This is a genomic window from Swingsia samuiensis (assembly GCF_006542355.1).
Lineage (GTDB): Bacteria > Pseudomonadota > Alphaproteobacteria > Acetobacterales > Acetobacteraceae > Gluconobacter > Gluconobacter samuiensis.
On the sequence record NZ_CP038141.1, the window covers coordinates 1504573 to 1529639 of the forward strand.

28 protein-coding genes are annotated in these 25067 nt (G+C 43.6%); 24 read left to right on the plus strand and 4 right to left on the minus strand.

Going from position 1 to position 25067, the window contains the following annotated elements:
- Positions 1 to 13: 13 nt before the first annotated feature.
- The gene (locus tag E3D00_RS06995; protein WP_141461181.1) at positions 14 to 1438 is read left to right on the plus strand and encodes a mannose-1-phosphate guanylyltransferase/mannose-6-phosphate isomerase; all 1425 of its coding nucleotides are present in this window, start codon (positions 14 to 16) and stop codon (positions 1436 to 1438) included.
- Here E3D00_RS06995 and E3D00_RS07000 read toward each other — a convergent pair.
- On the minus strand, positions 1404 to 2057 hold the full coding sequence (locus tag E3D00_RS07000) for a nucleotidyltransferase family protein (protein ID WP_141461183.1): 654 nt from the start codon (positions 2055 to 2057) through the stop codon (positions 1404 to 1406). The genes E3D00_RS06995 and E3D00_RS07000 overlap by 35 nt on opposite strands.
- The gene (locus E3D00_RS07005; RefSeq protein WP_141461185.1) at positions 2054 to 3031 is read right to left on the minus strand and encodes an XdhC family protein; all 978 of its coding nucleotides are present in this window, start codon (positions 3029 to 3031) and stop codon (positions 2054 to 2056) included. Before E3D00_RS07005 ends, E3D00_RS07000 begins: the two co-directional genes overlap by 4 nt.
- Before the next feature lie 120 nt (positions 3032 to 3151).
- Here E3D00_RS07005 and E3D00_RS07010 point away from each other — a divergent pair, with 120 nt between their 5' ends.
- The 8 genes from E3D00_RS07010 to E3D00_RS10540 all read left to right on the plus strand — a co-directional run bounded on the left by E3D00_RS07010 (position 3152) and on the right by E3D00_RS10540 (position 8052).
- The gene (locus E3D00_RS07010) at positions 3152 to 4363 is read left to right on the plus strand and encodes a molybdopterin molybdotransferase MoeA (RefSeq protein ID WP_141461186.1); all 1212 of its coding nucleotides are present in this window, start codon (positions 3152 to 3154) and stop codon (positions 4361 to 4363) included.
- A 45-nt stretch (positions 4364 to 4408) separates the two neighbouring features.
- A complete protein-coding gene (moaA, locus tag E3D00_RS07015) occupies positions 4409 to 5386 on the plus strand; it encodes a GTP 3',8-cyclase MoaA (protein ID WP_456316391.1) in 978 nt (325 codons plus the stop codon).
- Positions 5387 to 5404: 18 nt separating this feature from the next.
- Positions 5405 to 5887 (plus strand): cyclic pyranopterin monophosphate synthase MoaC, encoded by a 483-nt coding sequence (gene moaC, locus E3D00_RS07020; RefSeq protein WP_141461190.1) that lies wholly within the window; start codon positions 5405 to 5407, stop codon positions 5885 to 5887.
- Complete coding sequence (locus E3D00_RS07025; protein WP_141461192.1) at positions 5884 to 6465, plus strand: NTP transferase domain-containing protein; 582 nt, start codon at positions 5884 to 5886, stop codon at positions 6463 to 6465. Before moaC ends, E3D00_RS07025 begins: the two co-directional genes overlap by 4 nt.
- Positions 6466 to 6708 carry a MoaD/ThiS family protein gene (locus E3D00_RS07030; RefSeq protein WP_141461195.1) on the plus strand — a complete coding sequence of 81 codons (243 nt, stop codon included), beginning with the start codon at positions 6466 to 6468 and terminating at the stop codon, positions 6706 to 6708. It begins immediately after the preceding gene.
- Positions 6708 to 7148, plus strand: coding sequence for a molybdenum cofactor biosynthesis protein MoaE (locus E3D00_RS07035; RefSeq protein ID WP_141461197.1), 441 nt, complete (start codon positions 6708 to 6710; stop codon positions 7146 to 7148). The genes E3D00_RS07030 and E3D00_RS07035 overlap by 1 nt, the downstream gene beginning before the upstream one ends.
- A gap of 173 nt (positions 7149 to 7321) precedes the next feature.
- Complete coding sequence (locus E3D00_RS07040; RefSeq protein WP_246091391.1) at positions 7322 to 7882, plus strand: hypothetical protein; 561 nt, start codon at positions 7322 to 7324, stop codon at positions 7880 to 7882.
- Positions 7882 to 8052: a hypothetical protein gene (locus tag E3D00_RS10540; RefSeq protein ID WP_181441944.1), complete on the plus strand. Its 171-nt coding sequence runs from the start codon at positions 7882 to 7884 to the stop codon at positions 8050 to 8052. The genes E3D00_RS07040 and E3D00_RS10540 overlap by 1 nt, the downstream gene beginning before the upstream one ends.
- Positions 8053 to 8103: 51 nt before the next feature.
- Here E3D00_RS10540 and E3D00_RS07045 read toward each other — a convergent pair whose 3' ends face one another.
- Positions 8104 to 9243: a type III PLP-dependent enzyme gene (locus E3D00_RS07045; protein WP_141461201.1), complete on the minus strand. Its 1140-nt coding sequence runs from the start codon at positions 9241 to 9243 to the stop codon at positions 8104 to 8106.
- A gap of 364 nt (positions 9244 to 9607) precedes the next feature.
- On the opposite strand from E3D00_RS07045, the gene E3D00_RS07050 reads away from it, so the two are divergent.
- A complete protein-coding gene (locus E3D00_RS07050; RefSeq protein WP_246091392.1) occupies positions 9608 to 10762 on the plus strand; it encodes a YihY/virulence factor BrkB family protein in 1155 nt (384 codons plus the stop codon).
- A gap of 1 nt (position 10763) precedes the next feature.
- On the opposite strand, the gene E3D00_RS07055 is transcribed toward E3D00_RS07050, so the two are convergent.
- A complete protein-coding gene (locus E3D00_RS07055) occupies positions 10764 to 11330 on the minus strand; it encodes a septal ring lytic transglycosylase RlpA family protein (protein WP_141461203.1) in 567 nt (188 codons plus the stop codon).
- 167 nt (positions 11331 to 11497) lie between these two features.
- Between E3D00_RS07055 and aroQ the strand changes: the two genes are divergently transcribed.
- The 14 genes from aroQ to E3D00_RS07125 all read left to right on the plus strand — a co-directional run bounded on the left by aroQ (position 11498) and on the right by E3D00_RS07125 (position 25029).
- Entirely contained in the window at positions 11498 to 11947 is a 450-nt protein-coding gene (aroQ, locus tag E3D00_RS07060) for a type II 3-dehydroquinate dehydratase (RefSeq protein ID WP_141461205.1), read from the plus strand.
- The gene (locus tag E3D00_RS07065) at positions 11944 to 12396 is read left to right on the plus strand and encodes an acetyl-CoA carboxylase biotin carboxyl carrier protein (protein WP_141461207.1); all 453 of its coding nucleotides are present in this window, start codon (positions 11944 to 11946) and stop codon (positions 12394 to 12396) included. Before aroQ ends, E3D00_RS07065 begins: the two co-directional genes overlap by 4 nt.
- Entirely contained in the window at positions 12396 to 13745 is a 1350-nt protein-coding gene (gene accC / locus E3D00_RS07070) for an acetyl-CoA carboxylase biotin carboxylase subunit (protein WP_141461209.1), read from the plus strand. The genes E3D00_RS07065 and accC overlap by 1 nt, the downstream gene beginning before the upstream one ends.
- Positions 13746 to 13762: 17 nt before the next feature.
- The gene (locus E3D00_RS07075; protein WP_246091393.1) at positions 13763 to 14335 is read left to right on the plus strand and encodes an NIPSNAP family protein; all 573 of its coding nucleotides are present in this window, start codon (positions 13763 to 13765) and stop codon (positions 14333 to 14335) included.
- 256 nt (positions 14336 to 14591) lie between these two features.
- Positions 14592 to 16445, plus strand: coding sequence for a phosphogluconate dehydratase (edd, locus tag E3D00_RS07080; RefSeq protein WP_141461211.1), 1854 nt, complete (start codon positions 14592 to 14594; stop codon positions 16443 to 16445).
- 18 nt (positions 16446 to 16463) lie between these two features.
- A complete protein-coding gene (gene eda, locus E3D00_RS07085) occupies positions 16464 to 17087 on the plus strand; it encodes a bifunctional 4-hydroxy-2-oxoglutarate aldolase/2-dehydro-3-deoxy-phosphogluconate aldolase (RefSeq protein ID WP_141461214.1) in 624 nt (207 codons plus the stop codon).
- Between the two features lie 120 nt (positions 17088 to 17207).
- The gene (locus E3D00_RS07090) at positions 17208 to 17771 is read left to right on the plus strand and encodes a metal-dependent hydrolase (protein ID WP_141461216.1); all 564 of its coding nucleotides are present in this window, start codon (positions 17208 to 17210) and stop codon (positions 17769 to 17771) included.
- The gene (purH, locus tag E3D00_RS07095; RefSeq protein ID WP_141461219.1) at positions 17768 to 19345 is read left to right on the plus strand and encodes a bifunctional phosphoribosylaminoimidazolecarboxamide formyltransferase/IMP cyclohydrolase; all 1578 of its coding nucleotides are present in this window, start codon (positions 17768 to 17770) and stop codon (positions 19343 to 19345) included. The genes E3D00_RS07090 and purH overlap by 4 nt, the downstream gene beginning before the upstream one ends.
- The gene (locus E3D00_RS07100) at positions 19342 to 19701 is read left to right on the plus strand and encodes a hypothetical protein (RefSeq protein ID WP_141461221.1); all 360 of its coding nucleotides are present in this window, start codon (positions 19342 to 19344) and stop codon (positions 19699 to 19701) included. Before purH ends, E3D00_RS07100 begins: the two co-directional genes overlap by 4 nt.
- A 91-nt stretch (positions 19702 to 19792) precedes the next feature.
- Positions 19793 to 20791, plus strand: a complete 999-nt coding sequence (locus E3D00_RS07105; RefSeq protein WP_141461223.1) for a hypothetical protein — start codon at positions 19793 to 19795, stop codon at positions 20789 to 20791.
- A gap of 128 nt (positions 20792 to 20919) precedes the next feature.
- Positions 20920 to 21648: a flagellar hook assembly protein FlgD gene (locus E3D00_RS07110; protein ID WP_141461225.1), complete on the plus strand. Its 729-nt coding sequence runs from the start codon at positions 20920 to 20922 to the stop codon at positions 21646 to 21648.
- A 150-nt stretch (positions 21649 to 21798) separates the two neighbouring features.
- Entirely contained in the window at positions 21799 to 23373 is a 1575-nt protein-coding gene (fliF, locus tag E3D00_RS07115) for a flagellar basal-body MS-ring/collar protein FliF (protein WP_141461227.1), read from the plus strand.
- A gap of 13 nt (positions 23374 to 23386) precedes the next feature.
- A complete protein-coding gene (locus tag E3D00_RS07120) occupies positions 23387 to 24397 on the plus strand; it encodes a flagellar motor switch protein FliG (RefSeq protein WP_141461229.1) in 1011 nt (336 codons plus the stop codon).
- Positions 24397 to 25029, plus strand: a complete 633-nt coding sequence (locus tag E3D00_RS07125; RefSeq protein ID WP_141461231.1) for a hypothetical protein — start codon at positions 24397 to 24399, stop codon at positions 25027 to 25029. Before E3D00_RS07120 ends, E3D00_RS07125 begins: the two co-directional genes overlap by 1 nt.
- Positions 25030 to 25067: the final 38 nt, after the last annotated feature.

Genomic DNA, 25067 nt, shown 5'->3' on the forward strand with positions numbered 1-25067 from the left:
AAAAGATCATTCTATGGCTCAAAAAGTTGTTCCTGTTATTTTATCGGGTGGATCAGGGAGCCGATTGTGGCCGGTGTCACGTGGGAGTTATCCTAAGCAGTTTTGGCCATTGCTGAATGATCATACACTTATTCAGGAAACAGCGTTAAGGGGGAGCGCCTGTGGTTCGGCTGATCCCATTATTGTATGTAACGCAGACCATCGGTTTATTATCGCTGAACAATTGCGAGAAGCCGGAATAAAAAATCCGAAAATTGTACTGGAGCCTGTAGGGCGTAATTCTGCTCCTGCGATTGCCGCTGCTGCTTTTTTAGTAGCTCAAGAAGATCCAGACGCAATTTTGTGGGTGATGGCTGCGGACGCGGCTATTACGGATCTGAAATCTCTCCAAGACAGCTTACAAAATGCGGTTTTAGTGGCGCAGTCAGGCTGGATTGCAACCTTTGGCATGAAGCCGACAAAGCCTGAAACTGGCTATGGCTATATAGAGGCTGGTTCACCTATACAGAATATTCCTCAAGCGTATGAGGTTGCTCGTTTTATTGAGAAGCCGTCTTTGGATATAGCTCAGGAATTAATCCAGTCTGATAAATATTTCTGGAATTCTGGAATGTTCCTAGCCAAAGCAAAAGTCTTTTTGTCTGAAATACGCTCTTATGAGCCAGAAATTTATACTACGATTAAGCAGTCTGTTCAGCACTGTCGTGTAGATATGGATTTTATTCGTCTGGATGAAGAAAGTTTTCAGAAATCGCCGAATATATCAGTTGATTATGCCATAGCTGAGAGAACAAAGCTTGCAGCCGTTATCCCCGGTGATTTTGGATGGTCCGATATAGGAAGTTGGGACTCTTTGTGGGATTTGAGCCCTAAAGATCCACAAGGTAATGTGGTGTATGGAGAACATATTTTCTTAGATCGGACAAAGAATTGTTATGTCCGATCAGATGGTATCGTAACGGCTGTTACGGGTGTGGATGACCTGATTGTTGTTGTTACATCCGATGCCGTGATGATTTCTCATCGGGATAATGCGCAAGATATTAAACATGTGGTAGCCCGTCTAAGTGCCGCTGGTCGCAAAGAAGCTGTAGAGCATAAGCGATTATACAGACCATGGGGTTTTTATGAGAGCCTCATTCAGGCTGAGCGTTTTCAGGTAAAAAGAATAGTCGTGGAGCCCGGTGGTAAATTGTCTTTACAAAAGCATTATCATCGAGCTGAGCATTGGGTTGTTGTCGCGGGTACAGCCTTGGTAACGCGAGATAATGAGCAGCTTGTTCTTCGGGAAAATGAAAGTGTGTATTTACCTTTAGGGTCTGTGCATCGGCTGGAGAACCCAGGCAAGATACCGTTAACGTTGATTGAAGTTCAGTCCGGCCCGTATTTAGGTGAAGATGATATTATTCGCTTAGAAGATGTTTACGAACGAAACTAGCGCTCTCCATAGCGTGATAGTTAGATGTATCTAACCATCCAGCCTGAATAGCCATTTTAACATCTTCGGGTCTATCCAGATCATGGAGGAGTTCGGGGGCTCGGATTGTCTCGTTATGAGATGATTGAAGAATTTTTTTGAAGCCTTGATCCCCGTTAAGTGTGTGTGTTTGTGTAAGGGTAGCAGGCGTTATTCGTGCAGGAATACCCGATAGGTTTGATGAGTATTCTGTCATTACATTACAATTTTGTGGGTGGAAAAGGAGCAGGTTGAGTAAGTGCTGTTTTGTAAGGCGGAATTGATCTGTCGTAAGAATGAGAGTGGGAAGGTTGGTAGTCCCTAAACTTTGGGCGGCACATTGAAGAGAACTGGATAAGCCAGTTTTCCACGCAGGGTTATAAATAATTTCGGCTGTGGGAAAGTTTTTCACCGCCTCTTCGATACGTTCTTTATATGCACCTGTAATAATGAGAAGTCGGTTCGGCTGCGTTTGAAAAGCAATGCGTGCTATATGCTCTACTAAGGGGCGTCCCTGAGAGGTTAAAAGCTGCTTAGGATAACCTAATCTTTTGCTTTCTCCCGCTGCGAGAAGAATAATATTATGGGGGGGGATGTTCATTTGACAGGAGCCGCTCTGTAGATGGCGATAATCTGTGAAAGTATGGAAAGGGCAATTTCCATGGGGGTTTGTGCCCCGATATCCAGCCCTGCAGGAAGTTGTAATTTTGTTAAAACTTCATCAGAGATCCCGGCTTGTTTTAAAGTCGATATTTTTTGAGGGATTTTTTTACGGCTTCCTAAAATACCAACGCAAAAAGCATCTGATTGTAAGGCTCGTTCAGCAACAATGAGGTCTGTCTCTGCATCATGTGTCAGGGAGTAAACGGCAGTCCATTGATCAAATTGAATATGCGATAATGCTGTAATGATATCTCGTCGGTCGTATTGGGAGAGAGGAATCCCTTGGGGAGGGAATTCAGGCCCTTTGGGGCGAAGAATATGGATATCTAAGTTAAAATGAGGGGCTAATTGAACAAGAGCGAGCGTAACAGGATCATGCCCGACTAAAATTAATTTAACTTTTGGCGTGTAGGTGCGTTGGAATAAGTGTGTTTCAGAAGGAAGGGTTTTTGACGTGAAAAACATTTCCCCATCATTGAGATCCGTTACGAGGATAATTGGTTGCCTTGCGCTCATTGCTTGGCGTCGTATTTGAATATAGTCGGCAAGATTACGAATTGGGCGTACGAAGATATTAATTCGACCGCCACATGTGAGTTGAACATCTAGTGTTGGGCTGTTGGCACCATAATCCAGCATACGAAACGTATTGTTTTTAATGCAGGCAACCGCCTCTGTTTGAATAGCTGATTCAACACATCCGCCAGATACGTAGCCTGCAATCTCGCCGTCCTCGGAAATGAGCATTTCACTACCAAGAGGGCGCGGGGATGAGCCTGTAATTTTGACAAGGGTGGCTAAAGCGACTTTCTTATTTTCAGAAAGCCACTTTTCTGCATGGGGGGTGAAGTCTTCCATCAGCCCATATTCTGGCCATGGTGGTAAGGTATTAAAACTAAGAGGCGTGCTCATAAAAGCCCTTTTTTATAAATGCGCCCCTTTAGTGTGGCTGGTGAATATAGCAAAACATTTAGGTTTTGATTCTGTCTGAAGCAATTTATAACGCTATTATAATCTGGCATAGAACCAGTCATGGAGCAAAATTTGCAAGAACTCCTAAGCGTACAAAAAGCAGAAAAACTTGTATTGGGATATGCGTGTCCGTTTGGAACCGAGCGTATTTCATTGCCTGAAGCGTCAGGGCGTATTTTGCGGCAGACGATCAAGGCTGAAAGAGCTCAGCCGCCTTATGATCGTGTGATGATGGATGGCGTTGCGTATCGTTATGTAGCCGATCGACGTGAGTTTTTGTGCCACGGTGTTCAGAGGGCGGGGAAACCGCCTAAAATATTGCCTGATGGTGCTTCATGTATTGAGGTGATGACAGGCGCTGTGTTGCCTGAAGGTGCAGATGTTGTTGTCCCTGTTGAGCGGATTATAAAAGAAGGAAAACATATTCGCCTTCAAGAGGGATATTACCCTGAAAAAGGACAATTCATTCATGTTAAAGCAGCGGATTGTAAGGCTGGATCCGAGCTTTTAAAGTCAGGTGCTCGTTTAAATGCTCCCGCATTGGGCGTCCTGGCTGGGAACGGATATGCAGAGGTTGAGGTTTCTCGAATACCATCGATTGCACTTGTTTCTACGGGAGATGAATTGGTTGATGTTGGAGCGGCTGTAAAAACTTGGCAAATTCGTCGCTCTAATGAATATGCTTTAATGGGGGTTTTGGCTGAGAAAGGTCTAACCAAGGTTGAACGATTTGTTATTCGGGATGAATTGTCTGAAACAATCGCTCAGTTGCAAAATATTTTAGAGCGGCATGATGTTATTATTCTAAGTGGTGGTGTTTCAATGGGCGCGTTTGATTATGTCCCCACCGCTTTGGCTAAGTTGCGGGTTGAGAAAGTTTTTCATAAGGTTGCTCAGCGCCCCGGGAAACCTCTTTGGTTTGGTGTAGGGCCTGAAGGACAACGTGTTTTTGGTCTGCCGGGTAACCCCGTGTCTGCACTATCCTGCGCTGCTCGTTATATTTTACCAATGTTAAAAACAGCACTATGTTATGCTGAAGTAGCAGCGTATCCGGTTGAGATGACTGAATCTGTTAATCTGGTTCCTGAGATGGCGCGCTTTCTTCCTGTAAAAATTTCTCATGATCAGACTGGAAAATTATTGGCTCACCCCCGACCTATTGCAACATCGGGAGATTTTAATTTTTTGGCTGAAACAGATGGAATTGTTGAACTTCCTCCGGGAGTAGGCCGGTTTGATGCAGGCGGACATGCTTTATTTTATGAATGGTAAATTAAAGGCGTGGTAAAAGATCGGTTATTACGGCCATTAAAAGATCTGCGGATTTCGGTGATGGATCGTTGTAATTTCCGTTGTCCATACTGCATGCCTGAGGCGAAATATCATGAGCATTTTCGTTTTTTAGATGCCTCAGAGCGTTTGAGTTTCGATGAAATTGAGCAAATTGCGCGCGTAGCCGTGTCGTTGGGTGTAACGAAATTGCGGCTGACAGGAGGTGAGCCTTTGCTTCGCCCTGATCTGCCAGAACTGGTGAAACGGTTACGGGGGTTAGAAGGTGTCACGGATATTGCGTTAACCACGAATGGAGTTTTGCTCGATCGGTATGCCGAGAGTTTAAAATTGTCAGGATTAAGCCGTGTAACGATTAGTTTGGATAGTTTGGATCCTGCTGTTTTTACTCGAATGAGTGGTGACCGCTCATCCTTAACTCCTGTGTTGAAAGCGATTGAAAAAGCCAAAGAGATTGGCTTCCCAAAAGGCATAAAATTGAATGTTGTGGTGCAAAAAGGCATTAATGATGAAGGAATGGAAGACCTAGCTGGTTATTTCCGGCATTCAGGGATAACGGTTCGTTTCATAGAATATATGGATGTTGGCACTCGTAATCATTGGAATTTGGAGGAAGTCTTACCGTCGGCCGTGTTATTGGAGCGGCTGTCCCGCCGGTGGCCTCTTGTGGCTGTTGAAGCAGGGTATCGAGGCGAGGTGGCGAAGCGGTATCGATATGCAGATGGGGCCGGTGAGATTGGGTTTATTTCTTCTGTAACAGCTCCCTTTTGTGGGGATTGTTCACGTGCTCGTTTATCGTCAGATGGCAAAATATATACTTGTTTATTTGCGTCTGAAGGGCATGATTTAAAGAGCCTTTTAAGACAGGGCGCGGATGATCAGGTCGTTAGAAATCATCTGATCGCTCTTTGGGAAAAGCGGCGTGACCGTTACAGTGAAGAGCGTTCTTCAGGAGAAGAAAGCAAAAATCAACATCGTATAGAGATGAACTATATCGGTGGATGATAATTAAGGAGCATCCAGATGAAAACACTGACGCATGTTGATGAGCGAGGCGAAGAACCTCGGATGGTGGATGTCAGTCATAAAAACATAACGGAGCGGATAGCTCACGCACAGGGACGTGTTGTGTTTCCTGAGGACGTTGCTCAAACGTTAAGTGATGCAGGTTTTATGACTAAAAAGGGGGCCGTTTTAACCGTTGCGCAAATTGCGGGGGTTATGGGCGTAAAAGCTACGTCTCAACTTATTCCATTGTGTCATCCTTTAATGCTGAATGGGTGTAAGGTTGAAATTACAATGCAAGGTAATGAGGCTGTCATCGATTGTCGGGTGTCCTGTCAGGGCAAAACAGGAGTTGAGATGGAAGCGTTAACAGGAGTTTCTGTCGCTGCTTTGACCCTCTATGACATGTGCAAAGCTTTGTCTCATGATATTGTTATTCGAGATATAAGGCTTATAGGAAAAGCGGGTGGTAAGCGTGATTTTCAGAGAGCTGGAGTATGACCCTGCTTTATGGACTGGTGCTAGCAGGTGGAAAAAGCTCTCGCATGGGAGAAGATAAAGCCGCTCTTTCTTATCATGGTGTTCCTCAGCTTGAAGCCGCTTTTGATTTAGTAAAGCCGTTTGTTGCGCAATGTTTTGTTTCTGTAAGAGCGGACCAAAAGGGAGATGCTTTGCGAGGCCGTTTTGATCAGATTATAGATACAGTTGATATTGAAGGGCCTTCTGCCGGACTTTTATCAGCATATGAGCAATATCCAGATGTTGCATGGCTGGTCTTGGCATGTGACTTACCGATGGTGGATCGTGGCACATTGGAAACATTGATATCTGCACGGGATGCTCAGTGTAGTGCTGTGGCATATCGGAGTGAATATGATGGTTTGCCCGAGCCGTTATGTGCCATTTGGGAGCCGAATGCTTTAATGGGGTTGGCTCAGCAGGTGAAAGGTGGGAAAACTTGTCCCCGAAAATTATTATTGAATAACCATACGCTGATTATAGATCCACCGAAGGCTGGAGCTCTTGATAATATTAATACCCCACAAGAGCGTTTGCGCATACAGAATAGGGTAAAATAAATGATCCGCCTTGAATTAGAATATTTTGCTCAGATGAAAGAGATAGCTGAGAAAAGTAAAGAGGTTATCCATACGGATCTTAAGAAAGCAGAAGACTTATACTTGGAATTAAAAGAAAGATATAACTTTCCGTTTAAAGGGTCTCGTTTGCGGGTGGCTGTAAACGGTGATTTTGTTCCATGGGATTACCAACTTAAGAATGGTGATCATGTTGTTTTTATTCCTCCTGTGACAGGTGGGTAATGTCTTTTAACGTTTTTTCTTTCCCGGTGGATTTGAACCAGTTGCGTGAGGAGCTACGCCTTGCAGAGGCGGGTGGCTTTTGTTCATTTGAGGGGTGGGTTCGTAATCATAACGAAGGGCATGCTGTAAGCGGTCTGGAGTATGAAGCGTATGAACTTTTAGCTCAAAAAGAGGGTGAGCGGATTTTAGAAGAAGCTCGTGGGCGGTTTGAGATTAATCATGCTGTTGCAATGCATCGGACGGGCTTTTTGAAAATTGGGGATGTTGCGGTGTGGATAGGTGTTTCTGCTCCTCATCGGGATGCTGCTTTTCAGGCATGTCGCTATATTATTGATGAAATAAAACGGCGCGTTCCTGTTTGGAAAAAAGAGCATTACGTGGATGGGCGTGCAGAGTGGGTCGCATGTCATCATTGTGAGAATGGAGCCCACCATTTGTAGGTTCGTCAAAACCGATCAAATGTGGAATATAAATAATAAAATTCAATAGATCAAAAAACGTAGGTCTTTACCACCTTTTTTGAAAAAGGGTCTATCTAAGGTTTATTTTTAATTGAAATTGCAAATCATTCTCAATTAATATGTCTTCAGAGATATTGATTCGGAGATATATTATGCCACGGACGCCATTATTCTTATCCGATTTGTGCTGCTGTGAGCGTTTAGCTCTTTGGAGTGTAAGGTGCCTTATCAATCGTTATCGTCTGCCTTTTTGTGCTGAGACAAGAACAACTGATGGCATGTATCCTATGTCCTTTCGCTCTGTTCTGGATGCAGCCGAGCGGTCTTTTTCTTATGCGGAGGCTTATTTAAAAGAAAATGGACAGATCAAATTAAATGTTAATCCTCCCGGGGCTCAAAACTTAACAGAAGTAGAAGAGCGATTTATTCAAGTTATACAGATTGTTCAAAATCAAGGCTACCAAGAAGCATTTGCTGTTTTGGACGGAATATATCCAGATCATACTTTGCAGGGGTATTTGGTTGCCGCTCTGGCTTTAGTCGCAGATTGTATGTCAGGAATTGGTCATTGGTTACCGCTACCAGAACGTAAGTCAACCGGGGCAGGCGCATTGTCTTCTCTTGTAAGGTGGAGGGACACACGGCCAGAAGATGTACGCGTTCTATGGCCGAGAGAAAGTTCATTAAAGGCAGACGCGCAGGTAATGCACTAATGACTAACAAATCTACTTTAATATTCACGGATCGTAGCTTGGAAATAGTGCTTATGGCTTTGTTGGTTCTAAGCGGTGCAGTTTTGAGCACATTCTGGATTATGTGTATGGTCCCAGAAATTGGGCTGTATGATATTGTTAACTATCTTTTATATGATAGCTTTCAGTAAGAAGAAGGGCATAGCAAGTTCATTTGCGTGCCCTTACTTCTTATCTCACGTTTAAATGTAATACTCTTCTAATGGTGGAAAACCATTAAACCCTACCGAGCAATATGTAGAGACATACGCTCCTGTTGCTAGGATTTCGATACGATCTCCACTTTTGAGAGCATCGGGAAAAGCGACACGATTTTTTTCGTATAAGATGTCAATGCCGTCACAGCTTGGGCCAGCAACAATACAGGGAGAGGTTGAACCCCCAGTCTGATCATGCGGGGTGCGGAATTGATACCGAATAGCTTCGCCTTCCGTTTCGGCTAAACCACCAAATCGTCCGATATCAAGGTAAACCCATCGAGGGTCTGTCTCAGCGCCACCGCGACGGCTTACGAGAATAACCTCTGTGGAAACCGTTCCTGCCTGACCAACCATATAACGGCCTGGTTCCAGAAAGATCTCTGGTCTTTTGTGAGGAAAATACTCCGTTAACGCGTCGTCAATGGCTTTTGCGAAGTCATAAATAGGTGGAATTTTTTCACGATAGTGAGTGGGGAAACCACCACCCAGATTAAGCATCTGGAGGTCAATACCCTCATGGCATAAGTCATTAAAAAGAGTAGAGACAGCGCGAATGGCATGCTGGTAAGCTGCGATTCCTGTTTGTTGGCTTCCAACGTGGAAGGATAACCCATAAGGGATAAGATTTAATTCTTTTGCACGAAGCATGAGGGTGTGGGCATGTGCCGTAGTCGTGCCAAACTTGCGAGAAAGAGGCCAATCGGCACCTTCGTTTTCCACAGCAAGGCGGCAAAAGACACGGCTTCCAGGGGCATGTTGTGCAATTTTCTCCAGCTCTTCTAAGCTGTCAAACACAAACAGATTGATGCCTTTTGCATATGCTTCTGTGATGGCAGAGGGCTTTTTAAGCGTATTGCCGTAAGAAATATGCTTGGGGTCGGCGCCCGCATCTAAGCACATCTGAACCTCTTGCAAGGAGGCCGCATCAAAGCAAGAGCCAAGAGAAACTAAGCGTTTCAATATAGCAGGAGCAGGATTAGCTTTGATGGCATAAAAAATCTTACCATCAGGGAGCGCCTTATGGAGGTCGTGATAATGTTGCTCAACAACATCAAGATCTACGATAAGGCAGGGAGTAGCCGGAACTTGCTCAGTAAGAAACCGGGTGATTTTGGGAGTCATGTCACTCATTCCCAGAACCAGACTTGTCGGGGTAAAGCCCAACAAGTGTGTTGCGAAACGGTCGAACGGACCGGCGAATAGCGGGATCTCTTGTTTCTGAAGATCCTGAAGGCCAGAGCGCTTGACGTCGTTGCGTAACCTCGAAAAGGGCCAGTGGCACGTGCGTTGCTGCGTGAGGCGGCATATGACGTTAAAAGTCTTTTGTTGCAAGGGATAATTTTATTATTTTCGAAATATTAATATTAGTTGCTTATATAAAGGGAACAAAGATAGCTCTTTCTGCGTATGATGTTGCGGCAAGCAATAATATTAAATAGTTGTAAAGTTTCTTGGACCATTAACAGGACTTGATGAGGACTTTTGCGTGACCTTCTCCACTGATTCTTCCGCAACAGAACAGAAAAAAGGCACGGCTCCAGCGCCAGATTCGAAAGCTGTTAATGTTAATGCGGAAATAAAACGTATCCGTAAAAAGCTGTCCGAAGCGGATAGAGAAGCCATCATTCAAGTCCGAAAATATGGTCTTGAGGGGCCGGGAACAGGGGCAAGATCTCCGTTTTCTATGCCTTGGGGTGGCTGGAAGCTGGTTTTTCGGCAAGTGTTTTCAGAGGCGGGGTCCTCAGAAACTTCTTTATCTGCTGCCGGGTGTGCATTTTATGCCACATTGTCTTTATTCCCTGCTATTTCGAGTTTGATCTCGGTTTATGGACTGGTGTTTGACCTTAATACAGTTGAACCTCAGCTTGAGTTATTGAGACATCTTTTGCCGCCCGCTGCTTACACGTTGATTGGTGGCCGCATACATGAGTTGGTCTCCCAACCGCATACGTCTTTGACAATTGGACTGATATTTTCGCTGTTCATCGCGTTATGGTCTGCTTCGGCAAGCACAAAATCAATGCTTTCAGCTTTGAATATGGCTTACAATGTTGACGAAAGCCGTGGTTTTATCAGCTTTCAGCTTACGGCTCTTATTACCACGTTAGTAACCATTATGGGGGCGGCTTTAACACTTGCCTTGATGGTGGCGGCTCCGGCTTTGGTTGATTATTTGCCTGATATATTAGGGGTTCAGCGATTATTGCCGCCGTTTGATTGGCTTGTTTCGTATGGAGCAAGGCTGTTTTTCCATACGCTTGGGCCAATATTAATGCTTTTGTTTGTGTTCGTTTTTGTGACCCTTCTTTATCGGTTTGGGCCTTCACGAAAAGCATCAAAATGGCGCTGGATTATCCCAGGTTCGTTGATTGCAACGTTCTTTTGGGTCCTTACCTCGCTTGGTTTTTCTTGGTACGTGGCTCACTTTGCCAGTTATAGCGTGACGTATGGACCACTTGGCGCTGTGGCGGCAATTATGATGTGGTTTTTTGTAAGTGTTTATGTTGTGCTGGTGGGAGCCGAGTTTAATGCAAGTTTAGAAGAGAGAGCAAAAGGCTCCTTGCCGCGTATTGCTGGGATGCCACAAGTCTCTTCTGTTGTATCGGCTGCAATGGCCTCAAATGAGATGCCAGAGCAATAATTTAAGGTTGTTGAGGCTCTTGCACAGTCTTTGCAGAAGATGGGGCCTCTGCAACTTCATTTTGTGAAGCATTTTTAGGAGCTAGTGGCGCAATTTTCACATGAGCTGTGCCCGAGTTTACCATTCCAATTTTTTCAGCAGCAGCATGCGATAAGTCAATAATCCGATGATTAAATGGACCACGATCATTGACGGTAACAACAACAGATCGGCCTGTATCTTCAGAAGTGACGAGTAGTTTGGTGCCAAGTGGTAATGAGGGATGTGCTGCTGTTAAGTCATTCGAGTTAAATGTGGAGCCATCGCTGGTTTTTCTTCCGTGAAAATGGCGGCCGTACCAGCTGGCAACGCCACTTTGTGTCCATGTCGCAACTTTATGTGCTTTTCTGGCAAGGGCCGCACGTACTGCGGAGGCCCAGCTTGTATGGGGCGCAGGGGTGAGGGGAGCGGGAGAATCGTCAGCGGCATGAGCCGGCAGACTAACTCCGCATAGCAACACAAAAAAAACAGCGTGGCGCAAACGCAATTTAGATACGGAAGAATGAAGTTGAGATATTATATGAGGCATGAAATTAATATCTTCCTTTACGAGAAACTAAAGGCTTATGAGGTTTTTTAACATAAAACTTCTTAAGATGCATTAATGAACCTTTGGAAAGAGGCATCATTAGGGCATGAATGGTTTTGTTTTAAGAAGCTTTCATGAATCTTCTGAAAGTGCTATCGCGCGTGTAAATGAAACGTCCTCTGATTGCCGTTCTGAACGGTCCGAACTTAAATATGCTTGGTTTACGTCAGCCTGAAGTTTATGGGCATGCGACGTTAGACGATGTAGAACATCTATGCATTCAAGCTGCTGAGCGGCTTGATATTGCTATAGATTTTCGGCAAACGAATGGAGAGGGCGAACTTGTTTCATGGGTGCAGGAATGTCGCGATCGAGCTGATGGAATCGTGATTAATCCAGCCGCTTATGGACATACATCTATTGCTTTGTTGGATGCTTTGCTGGCGGTCGAGTTGCCAGTGATTGAGGTCCACATTTCCAATATTCATCGCCGGGAGGCATTTCGCCATCATACTTACGTTTCTCAAGCTGCAATTGGTGTTATTTGCGGTCTGGGGGTGCGAGGGTATGCGCATGCGCTTCAGGCAATTACAGACATGATCGAAGACGAAGGATGAGCCGTATGCTCGTGGATAAGGATGCCATTCGGGCATTGGCCGATATTTTAACGGAAACCGGCCTAACTGAAATTGAAATAGCAGAAGCGGATAGCCGTATCCGGGTAGCGCGCGGAAGCACTGTTGTGCAGGCTGCTGCTCCTGTTGCTGCTGCGGCACCTGCAACAGGTAGTGTTGCTGAGGCAGCGCCCGCTGTTGCGAACCCTGAAAAACACCCAGGAATGGTTCCAAGCCCAATGGTGGGTGTGGTTTATCTGACTCCCGATCCTGCTTCGCCTCCTTTTGCACAAGAAGGTCAAACGGTATCAGCCGGTCAAACGATCATGCTGATTGAAGCGATGAAAACATTTAACCAAATTAAGGCCCCTCGTTCCGGTGTGCTGACCAAGTTTTTAGTAGAGACAGGTCAACCTGTTGAGTACAGCGAGCCTTTGGCGATTATTGAATAATGTTTTCGAAGATTCTTATTGCCAATCGAGGTGAGATTGCACTGCGTATTCAGCGCGCTTGCCGAGAGATGGGTATAAAAACGATAGCGGTTCATTCCACAGCAGATGCTGATGCCATGCATGTTCGCTTGGCAGATCAGGCTGTTTGCATTGGCCCACCTAGTGCACGAGACTCCTATCTGAATGTTGCTGCTATTTTATCTGCGGCAACAATTACAGGTGCCGAGGCAATCCATCCTGGATATGGCTTTTTGTCTGAAAATGCAGAATTTGCAGAGACAGTTGAAGAGCATGGTTTGGCTTTTATTGGTCCGACAGCCCAGCATATTCGAATGATGGGAGACAAGATCACTGCTAAGACGACGATGGAAGAATTGGGGGTCCCTCTTGTTCCTGGCTCTGACGGTGCTTTGAAAAATTTAAGCGAAGCGCGTCAGGTAGCGGAGCAAGTTGGCTATCCGGTTCTTATTAAGGCTGCGGCTGGTGGCGGTGGCCGTGGTATGAAAGTAGCTCACTCTGCAGATGAGATTGAGGAAGCTTGGACGGTAGCGCGAACAGAAGCTCGTGCAGCTTTTGGTAATGACGAAGTTTACCTTGAAAAATATCTTAACCGTCCACGGCACATTGAGCTTCAAATTTTAGGTGATCAATACGGGAACGTTGTGCATTTTGGTGAGCGTGACTGTTCTTTGCAGCGACGCCATCAGAAGCTTTTGGAAGAAGCAGGCTCACCTGTACTAACAGATGCAGAACGTGAAGAAATTGGGCAAACGGTTACAAAAGCTCTTTCCCGGATGGGATATCGTAATGCTGGGACGTTAGAATTTTTGTATCAGGACGGTCAGTTCTCTTTTATTGAGATGAATACGCGTCTGCAGGTTGAGCACCCTGTTACAGAAATGGTGTGTAATGTTGATCTGGTAAAAGAGCAGATTCGCGTGGCAGCCGGTGAGAAGCTTGGCTATACACAAAAAGACATAAAAATGTCAGGCCATGCGATTGAATGCCGTATCAATGCGGAAGATCCTGAAACGTTCTTACCAAGCCCTGGAACGATTAATGTATTCCATGCTCCTGGTGGGCTAGGGGTTCGTATGGATAGTGCTATTTTTGCCGGATATCGTATTCCTCCTTATTACGATAGTATGATCGCGAAGCTTATTGTTCATGCTCCAACGCGTGCAGAAGCGATTGCTCGGATGCATCGTGCTTTAGATGAATGTGTTGTAGATGGAGTGAAAACAGTTATTCCACTACATCGTAAGATTCTATCAGACCCTTCTTTTCAAAAGGGGGATTATACTATTCACTGGCTAGAGCAGTTTGTCGCGGCTCAAAGCAAATCTTAAAACGAAAAGAAAAGAGCATGTTGCAATACGCAGAAACGATATGTGTCGATGCAAAGATTGGTCATGTACCACATGTGGTTTCTGCGTTGTCAGATTTGGAAAATGCAGGGGCCTGGGTAACGGAAGTTGGCCAGCTTAACCAACTCTTGCTCTTTTACTCTTCATCTAATTTGCTTGACCTTCAAAGGCAGCGTGCCGCGTTGCTTGCTAAAATTCCTCAAGAGTTCATTCTTCAAACGGATATTACGACTTGGCGTGTGATTGCTCCCGTATTGCCGATGGGAGTGTATGGCCAAGCGTATGAATGGCGGTGTTATCACGTTCTGCCAAATGAGATGGAGAAAGTAGAGCGTGAGTTTTTGTCTGCTTTGAACCGGCGCGTTGAAGTCTCTCCATTAATGTGTGGTTTGATCTCTTTAGAGGGGACGCCGCGTATTGCGCATTTATGGCCGTATGGTGATGTGAAGGACAGACAGGAGAAAAGGGCGCAAGCCGTTGCCGCTGGAGGTTGGCCTCCTAAGGTTGCTCCATATTTATACAAGATGAAAAATGCATTATTATCACCACTCGCATCTTCTCAATGGAAATGAAGAAAAAGAGGGTGCTGTCCGAGGGTTTATTTCTCAGAAAAGCTTATTTTTAGAACAATAATTCCGTTCTTATATAAAATAAGAAAGAAAATAAAAAATTAATTCGATACTTTTTGACAAATGATGTTGTCGTTTGCCTGTTGGTCATGTAGCCCTTGTCGGGTATATAGGGAAAAGTTTTCACGATACTGTGTACGTAGGCGGAAATGATTTTCGTTTTGTACATCGTGATATCAGTTGAACAGCGAGTATTCCAATGTCTCTGAATTCCGTCGTTGAGAGTGTGACCGCACGTGTTATCGAGCGTTCGAAGGTCTCACGTCGCCGATATCTCGCTTTGATGGAGCGTAATAGGGAGAAGGGAGTATCCCGTCCGCGGCTTGCATGTGGAAATCTAGCGCATGCGATTGCAGCTGCAGGAGCCGATAAACCTGACCTGATGCGTCCGCTGGATAAGAATATCGGCATGATTACAACATATAATGATATGTTGTCAGCCCATCAGCCTTATGGTCATTATCCAGACCAAATCAAATTGTTTGCTCGTGAGGCAGGAGCGACAGCGCAGGTAGCGGGCGGAGCGCCGGCGATGTGTGATGGCGTGACGCAAGGACAAGAGGGGATGGAGCTTTCTCTTTTCTCTCGTGATGTTATTGCGATGTCAACGGCGGTGGGTTTGAGCCATGGCATGTTTAATAGCGTGGCCTTGCTCGGTGTTTGTGATAAAATTGTTCCCGGCTTGTTAATGGGAGCTTTACGGTTTGGTCATTTGCCAACCATGTTAATCCCCGCTGGGCCAATGACATCTGGCTTGCCCAATAAAGAGAAATTAAAGATTCGTCAGCTCTTTGTCGAAGGTAAGGTTGGAAAAGAAAAACTGATGGAAGCCGAGAATGCTTCTTATCATGGTCCAGGAACGTGTACGTTTTATGGAACAGCTAATACCAACCAAATGATTGTGGAAATCATGGGCCTTATGATGCCCGATTCTGCTTTTATTCCGACAAATACGCCACTGCGTCAGGCGATGACGCGTGCGAGTATACATCGTTTGGCTGAGATTAGCATTAACGGTGATGATGAACGATCATTGGCAAAATGTGTTGATGAAAAAGCCATTGTTAATGCCGCTATTGGTCTTTTGGCGACAGGTGGTTCAACAAATCTGACCATACATTTGCCTGCCATCGCGCGGGCTGCAGGAATTGTTTTCGATTGGGAGGACTTTAGCCGTTTGTCTGCTGAAGTCCCGTTGATTACGCATGTGTACCCCAATGGCTCAGAGGATGTGAATGCCTTCAATCGTGTTGGAGGAATGCCAACCGTTATCTCTGAACTGATTGATGCGGATCTTTTACACACCGATATATTGACGATTTCACGCGGTGGAATGAAAGACTACACACAACGCGCGTCTTTAAGTGAAGACGGCAAGAGTGTGGTGTATAACCCATCGAAGCCATCTTCAGACCCAAATATTCTAAGAGGAATTAAAGAACCGTTTAGTTCAGATGGAGGCATTAAGCTTCTTGAAGGGAATATTGGTCGTGCCATTTATAAAAGCAGTGCAATTAAAGAAAAGCATTTAACGGTTGAAGCACCTGCACGTGTCTTTATAGACCAGAAAGATGTTGCAACTGCTTATCAAAATGGTGAACTGGAGCGCGATGTCGTTGTTGTCGTTCGCTTTCAAGGACCAGAAGCAAATGGAATGCCAGAGCTACATAAATTGACGCCTGCTTTAGGTGTTCTGCAGGATCGTGGATTTAATGTTGCGTTAATCACAGATGGTCGTATGTCTGGTGCGAGTGGAAAGGTACCAGCAGCTGTGCACGTGGTTCCAGAGGCACAAGATGGTGGGCCTATCGCCAAGATTAAGGACGGAGATATCGTCCGGGTATGTGCTGTGACAGGCCGAATTGAAGTCTTGGCAGACCCTCATGAGTGGGAGGCTAGAAAACCAGCTCAACCTCCGTTGCCAGCCCTTGGAACTGGACGTGAGATGTTTGCCCTTATGCGTTCTGTCCATCTTTCAGCAGAAAGAGGTGCATCAGCCATGATTGAGTTGATGGAAAAAGACCTTGATGCTGTTGGTGATAATATTCAGTAAGAGACGAGGACCGTTAGAATGAGTGATACAGCAAAGATTGATGCAGTCATGACACGCAGCCCTGTGCTGCCTGTTATTGTGGTAAAAGACGTAGCGCATGCGCGCCCTTTAGCAGAAGCATTAGTAGCCGGTGGTTTGACAACTCTGGAAGTAACGCTTCGTACGCCATGCGCATTAGAAGCTATTTCTGAAATGTCTAAGGTTAAGGGCGCATTGGTAGGTGCCGGAACGGTACTTAATCCAGATGATTTGAAAAATGCAGTTCAGGCTGGCGCACAGTTTATTGTAAGCCCAGGTTTGACAGCACCTTTGGCAGATGCTGCGCAGAAACATGATATTCCATTTTTGCCAGGTATCGCGAATGCAGGCGATATTATGCGTGGCCTCGATATGGGGTTGAAGCGGTTTAAGTTTTTCCCAGCGATGAATAATGGTGGGATACCTGCGCTAAAGAGCCTATCAAGTGTATTTGGTGGTATTCGTTTCTGCCCAACAGGTGGTATTACAGAAGATACGGCCGCTGAATGGCTTGCTCTTCCATCTGTGTCATGTATCGGTGGTTCATGGATTACAGCGGGTGATTTTGATCCAGAAAAAATCAAAGAACGCGCTGCAGCGGCTGCTCGTTTAAAAGCGTCTTAAGCACATGTAAGCACGGTAAGGACTATATTGGTTGTTACCGTGCTGTTAAATCAAAATAATTGTTAAAAAATTACAAAACAACAATTTGCAGAAAAATTTTAATTCAAGCATAAGCTCCGTGTGACTGGGCGTTCTCATCTTCTTATCGGCGGTTTTTCTATTCTGTGTGCTATGCGCTGGAATTGGTTGTTGCCTGACCCTCTTTCTGTTTTTGCAGGGCTTTTCGGTAGTTTATTGCCGGATATTGATACAGAGAGATCTATTTTAGGTGCCCGTATCAAGTTAATATCACGCTTTCTAGCAAAAGCATTTGGCCATCGTGGTCTCACTCATTCAGCTGTTGTTTTGTTGTTAACGATGGGGATAGCAGGGTCTTGGTGGGGATATTCTGTTTTGCGAGGGCCACTTGGTGCTTTATTCTTAGGTGTTGCGACGCATATCATAGCTGATTTATTAACAGGTGGATGCCAAGTTTTAGCGCCTTTGAGCCGTTCAAGGATTTCTTTTTGGCCTTATGTGCGGACTGGTGGTATTGGTGAATTCATGCTGCTTATGCCTACTTTAATTCTTTTGGGGTGGTTAAGTTTTGCAGGGCGTGTTTTACCAGCTTCGCATTCTCATTTTTATGTGCATCATATTCCGTTGCGCAGACCTGATTTGAAGGATATTTCTTTTCCATCATGACCGAGACTCGTCTTCCTATTCGCCGCGCGCTTTTATCTGTTTCTGATAAATCAGGGCTTATTGAACTTGGCCGTGCGCTTTCTGACCATGGTGTAGAGTTGTTGTCGACAGGGGGGTCTGCCAAGGCTCTACGTCAGGCAGGGCTTATCGTTAAAGATGTTTCAGATCATACAGGTTTTCCGGAAATTTTAGATGGGCGTGTTAAGACGCTCGTTCCTCAAGTTCATGGGGGTATTTTAGGCCGGCGTGATATGCCCGCACATGTTGCGCAAATGCAAGAGCATGGTATTGAGCCGATCGATTTGGTGTGTGTAAATTTATACCCCTTTGCAGCAACGGTTGCTTCGGGTGCGTTGCCTGCAGATTGTATTGAAAATATTGATATTGGTGGCCCTGCAATGATACGGGCTGCGGCTAAAAATTTTGATCATGTTACGATCTTAACGTCTCCAGAGCAGTATCACTCTTTGGTAGAATCTCTCAAAAATGGTGGAACGTTATTAAGTGATCGGCGTGCGTATGCGGGCGCAGCATATGCACATACGGCTTCTTATGATGGAATGATAGCACGGTGGTTTGCTGAGCAAGCTGGAGAGTTTTTGCCGCCAGTTCTAACGTTGAGTGGAGAGCGGAGCGAGCTATTGCGGTATGGTGAAAATCCACATCAGCAAGCGGCATTTTATCATGATGGAACAAAGCGTGCAGGCATAGCGACAGCCCAGCAAATTCAAGGGAAGGCGCTTAGTTATAATAACCTGAACGATACAGATGCAGCTTTTGAAGCTGTGTCTGAATTTGATGCTCCAAGCGTTGTTATTGTAAAGCACGCGAACCCCTGTGGTGTTGCTTCTGCCGAGAATTTGGAGCAGGCATGGATTGCAGCCTTACGGTGTGACCCTGTTTCAGCATTTGGTGGAATTGTAGCTGTTAATAGAACGTTAGATGCGGCGACAGCGGCTCGAATTAGCGAAATCTTCACGGAAGTGATTGTGGCTCCAGATGCAGATGCTGGAGCGAAAGAAATTTTAGCGAAAAAGAAGAACCTTCGTTTGCTCTTAACAGGCGCTATGCCTAATCCGACAGCTGAAGGCTTGGCTTTTCGCTCTGTCGCAGGTGGGTTCTTGGCGCAAAGTCGTGATGCCGGGCGTGTAAGCGAAAAAGACTTGAAAGTGGTGACCAAGCGGGTTCCTACAGAACAGCAAATGAAAGATTTGTTGTTTGCATTTCGGGTTGCCAAGCATGTAAAATCAAATGCTGTTATTTATGTCCGTGATGGTGCCACCGTTGGTGTCGGGGCGGGGCAAATGTCTCGTGTTGACAGTGCGCGTATTGCGGCTCGCAAAGGTGAGGATGCTGCAAAACTGGCGGGAGAGGATAAGCCATTAACGGCTGGCTCTGTCGCTGCGTCAGATGCATTTTTCCCTTTTGCGGATGGCTTGGAAAGTGTGGTTGCCGCAGGTGCTGTCGCTGTTATTCAGCCCGGTGGTTCAATTAGAGACCAAGAAGTGATTGATGCGGCAGACGCTGCTGGGATTGCTATGGTCTTTACAGGGATGAGGCATTTCCGACATTGAAACCATTTGCATTATTTGTCTTATTTATGGGGGTAGTGGCGTCCGGCTTTGCGGATGCTGCCCCATGTAGCTATGACGTGACGCCTCTTCCTGTAAAAACAGGCATTGTGTCGCGACTGATATCAAACGGCGTTCTGCTAAAGGATGGGACTACCGTTCTTTTGCCAGAAGGGCTGTTGGCTAATATTCGTTTAGGTCAACCTCTGACTGTTCGAGGTTTGGTGTCGGTAAATGGCCATACAGTGCAGGCATTTGCTCTAGATGGCACTCCGCCGGTATGCCCAAACGAAGATAATACTTCGGTCTCTAAAGGGCCTTTCGCCGGTTCTGCTGAATATGATCGGATTCAGGATTAGTTTTATATAAAAAGTTAAAGCTTTCTTTACACTTATAGAGCAATGTCTTCGCAGTAATACTCAGCTATTTACTTTTCTGGAGGCATTGCTTGTGTCGCGTATTTTAGACACTTCAGAGGTGTTGGGACGGCAGAGGGATTTTAAAATGTCTCTTCAGAATGAGGAGCATTTATCCCATGAAAGATTTCAAGATTTTCTAAAAAGTTATGAAGAGAAAAGGGCTGTAATAAAAAAAGAAGCCCTCGTGACAAAGAAACAGATTCAAGATCAAAAAAAATTGGTTGTACCCGAGAAGGAGAAAAACTCTTTTGCTTTAAAAAAGGATCAATCTGTATTTTTTGAAAATAGTAATAAAATAAAAACGTCGAAGAATGAAGAAAAGGAGAATGTAGGCAAAGAAAAATCTACGTCAAAATATAAAATTGAAAGAAAGTTGGATATTCATTTTAAAGATATAGATAAAACAAGAACGATGATGTCATATCGAGGAGGGATAAAAAATAAAGAGGACGCTGCCCCTCATGAAAATGATAAAGTACTTGAGGCTCCTCCTACAGTATTAAATTTGATCAATCAGAAAAATATTCTTCCAGATAAAGGAGAAAAATTTATTTTATCTTCTTTGCAAGAAAGGAATGAAGAGGTTTACCATCCATCAATATCAGAGAAAAAAAATGAAGTTGCATGGAAGGAAGAAGACAAACAGATTAAGGAAAATATATCAGTAGAGAAGAAAAAAGAGATAAAGTTCTTAAAGAAAGAAGAAAAGCCACCTGTAGAGAAGAAAGAAGATTGGAAGACACATCTTATTCATCATACATCCTCTAAATTATATATTAAATCTAAAATAGAAATAATAATGGGAAAGAAAGGGAAAATAGTATTCCATATTAAAAATAGGAAGGATGAATTAAGAGGAAGTAGTTCTTTAATTAAAATAGAAAATAAAGAAATATTAGAGAGTTTGGTAACGCATAGAGATGATATAGTTAAGTCTTTGCAATCAACAGATTTTTTAAATGTGAATCATATAAATATTCCTTCTGTTGTTTTAGATATAAAGCAAATGGATACAAAAAGGATACGTTGAACTCCCATCAGGAATTTGATGACAGTTTTACAAGGATCAACAAAAAAGAAATTATAAATAAAGGAAAAATTTACGCTTCTATCTTTAAGAATGGAAAGTTGAACGTTACAGCATAAGTTGGAAGAAATATGACGTCTATTATACGGAATCAATTACATGGTTCTATCGTAGATACGGCAGTATCAGCGGCAAGAAAAAAAGAAATTTCCTCAAATGCATCTTCTAATACACAAAAAACAACGAATTTAGGGAATTCAGCGCTTTCTTCGTTAACTGGTAATTTTAATCAGTTTTTAACGTTGTTAACGGCGCAGTTGCAGCATCAAGACCCTAGCAACCCGATGAATACAGATAGTTTTACCAGTGAACTGGCTCAGTTTGCAGGCGTACAGCAAGCTGTTCAAACCAATAATCATCTTTCGAGTTTAATTTCAGCAACGCAAGATACTCAGATGACCTCTAGTGTAGCGATGCTTGGAAAAAAAGCTACGGCAACCACATCTGTTTTGCCTTTGCAACAGAGTAGCGCAAATGTCCACTTTAGAGCGGATCAAGCTGGAACAGTTGCTATTGCTGTAACGGATGCCTCTGGAAAAATTGTGAAGACGACGGAGTTACAGGTTCAAGCTGGGGAGCATAGCTGGCATTGGGATGGCGTAGGGAATGACGGGCAACTAGCCCAGAATGGTCAATACTCCATAGCAATAGAAGAAAGCAAAAATGGAGATAGTATTGATCTTCCCACTCAAACAACAGGGACGATTACAGGGGTAGATAAAGCGTCAGGTGGTATTAAAGTAAAAATGGGAGAGAGCGAAGTTGCCTTAGGCTCAATTTCTGAATTCTCAAATGAGTAAAACGAGTTGTAAATTAAGTAGATATTAATATTTTTGCTGCATCTTTACCTTCTATTGGAGCCTATAAAGGTAAAGAACTATGCGAAGAAAACAGCTCATTATTGAGGTGTGGCAAAATAAATCGGAAGAGCGATTCGATGAGGTAAAGGGGTGAAGGCTCTTTTAACGAATTTGAAGCAACTCGGATTGCCACGTCTTGCCGCTTTAGGCATTGTTGGAGCTATCATGGTCGTATTTTTAGGCTTCCTTGCATTTCAAGGAACAGGAAGTCTAAAGACTTTGCTGTATCGTGATTTAGATCCTCGAGAAGCTGGAGAAATTGTAGAGCAGCTGAATAAGGCTCATATACGATATGTTCTTCAGCAAGGAGGCCAAGAAATTCGTGTCAGTGAAGGAGATGTTGCGCCAGCACGTCTTTTACTAGCACGGAACGGTCTGCCTTCTGGAGGTTCAGTTGGATACGAAATTTTTGATAAAAATAACAATTTCACAGCGACTGAATTTGAACAAAATATTAACGAAACAAGAGCTTTAGAAGGAGAGCTAGAGCGTTCTATTCGTTTGATACATGGTGTTCAAAATGCGCGTGTTCATCTCGTTCTTCGGCATAGGGAGTTATTTTCAGCAGAGGAGCAATCTGCTCAAGCAAGTGTTCTCTTATCTTTAGATGGTGGTCGTCGTTTGGATGAAGAGAATGTGGCTGCAATTGTTAATTTAGTTGCGGCTGCAGTTCCTGGCTTAGAAACCAAGAATATTTCAATCATTGATAATCATGGACATGTTTTAATTCGACAAGGTGATGGTAGTGTTTCTGGCAAGGAAACACCTGATCGGCAAAGGCAAGCTCTTGAACAAAGGCTTTCAAGAGAAGTGGAGGATATGCTGACAGCCTTTGTTGGAGAGGGGCATATTCGAGTAGAGTCGAATATCACGATGAACAATGATCGTGTTCAGGAAACGCAAGAAAGTTATGATCCTGATCAGCAAGTTCTGCGTTCACAACAAACAAAAAATGAAAAGAGTATAAATACTCAAGCTAATTCTAATACCAGTGTTGCGAATAATTTACCCAATGCAAGTGCTGGGCAACCTCAAAGTGGAAATCAAAACTCCCGCCAAGAGCTGACAGAAAATTATGAAATCAGCAAGAAAGTTAGAACGTTAATTCAAGATCAGCCCAGAATTTCCAGGATGAGTATTGCTGTGATGGTTGATGGAACGATGAGTGCTGATGGGAAAGGAAAGCCTGTTTGGCATTCACTGCCACCAGAAGAAATAAACCGACTATCAGCCTTAACTAAAAGTGCCATTGGGTTTGATGCTAAACGAGGGGATAGTGTGACAATTATGTCGATGAAGTTCTCTCATACAGATGAAAAATTCTTTGAAAAGAAACAGACATTTATAGAAAAGGTTATTACAAACCCATATTTTTTACAGTTCACTCATTTATTAATTTTTGCATTGGGGGTGTTATTAATATCATTTTTTATTATCAAACCGCTTCTGAAAGAACGGCCTACTAGTAGTATAAATGCCTTAATCCCACAAAATAACAATATAGTTGACGCCGAAATTCAGTCAGGTTCAGAAAGAATACAAGTAGATGGGGTCAATGGAACTGTTAACGCATCTTTTGTGAAAAAAGCAATTAATTTGGTGGAATCTACTCCTGAGGAAAGTGTTGCTGTCATACGTGACTGGATAAAGCCTCAACATAATTAATAGGTTTATGAATATGAAATTATTGCAGCACGAAACAACTGGGTCACAAAAAGCGGCTATTTTGATGATGACGCTTGGTGAAGCGAATTGTGCGCTTTTGTTTGAACAAATGAAAGAAGAGGAAATACGAAAAATCTCAGTAGCGATGTCTGAACTTGGAATTGTTACGGCAGAAACTGTTGAGCGGGTTTGCAAAGAGTTTAGCCATAATATGGGGTCGACAGGTTCTTTTGTTGGTGATCTGGAAACGACGGAACGATTGTTAAAAAACTCTTTGTCTGACAATCGAGCAGATGCGATTATGCAAGAAATTCGGGGACCAGCTGGACGCACAATGTGGGAGAAGTTGGGAAATGTTTCTGAAAATGTTTTAGCTAATTATTTAAAACAAGAACATCCACAGACTGTAGCGGTAGTTTTAAAGTATATCAAAGTAGATCATGCCGCTAAGGTATTAGGATTATTTGAGGAGGATTTTGCTGTCGAGGTTATGGAGCGAATGCTCAATACTCACCAAGTATCTAATGAGATTTTGCAGAGTATAGAGAAAGCGTTACGTTTAGAGTTTGTTGGGAATGCTCCTAAGAACTCTCAAAAAGATAGTTATGAAGTTTTAGCTGATATTTTTAATAATTTTGACCGTCGAAACGAAGAGCGCTTTATGGCAGCTCTTGAGGTTCGAAGCTTAAATGATGCTGAACGTGTGAAAAATTTGATGTTCACATTTGAAGATTTGGTAAAACTTTCTCCAGAAGGATTAACGGTTCTTTTAAGTAAAGCATCGCGTGATTTATTACCGATCGCTCTTAAAGGAGCAAGTGACGGATTAAGGAAGTCATTTTTTAATACGATGTCAGAGCGTGCAAGGCGCATGTTAGAAGACGAAATTAATAATTTAGGACCAGTACGAATAAAAGATGTCGATTTGGCTCAAAGTAAATTTGTACAAATTGCAAAGGATTTATTAGAGCAAAATGAGATTGATATATTGGATCTGGATTCATCTGATAATGAGTTTATTTAATGAATACATTGTTTTTTGAAGATTTTGATCATCCTGTTCCTTCTAAGGTTCTTCAGGAAACGTCTCTTACAAGAGAAGAATCTCCGTATAAATATACAGAAGAGGATATGAAACATTGGAGGGAAAGTATTTGGAACGATTATAAAATAGAAGAGGAGGCACGAAGAATAGAGGATAAGAAAAAGTGGGAAGAAGAAATTAAAGACGTTGTTGAGAGAAGATTAGAAAACCTCTCAGATAGAATTGATAATTCTATTAATGTTATTGGTAAAAAAACAGCATTAACTATTATTTCACAAGTATGTGCTCTTTTACCTAATGTTATGGAGCATTACGGGAATAAAGAACGTGATTCGTTAATTGAAAGAATTATACCCAACATTCGATTGGGTTTTCCAATACATATTCAAGGAAATGAAGACGATGTGGGGGTTATTATTCAGAGAATGAAAAATATTACGTCGAGTAATATTACATTTTCTATCGATAAGGCCGCTAAGTCGGGAGACTTTGTTTTGTCTTGGGGAGAGGGCCGTCTTTCAAGGAGCGGAGAGCAGTTAGGCAAAGAAATTATTGCATTAATGGAAGCACAACTCAATGAATGTGGAAGTGAAAGGGGAGCTGATGAGTGATATTGAAAGTAATATTGATTTAGAGGAACTGCAGGAGA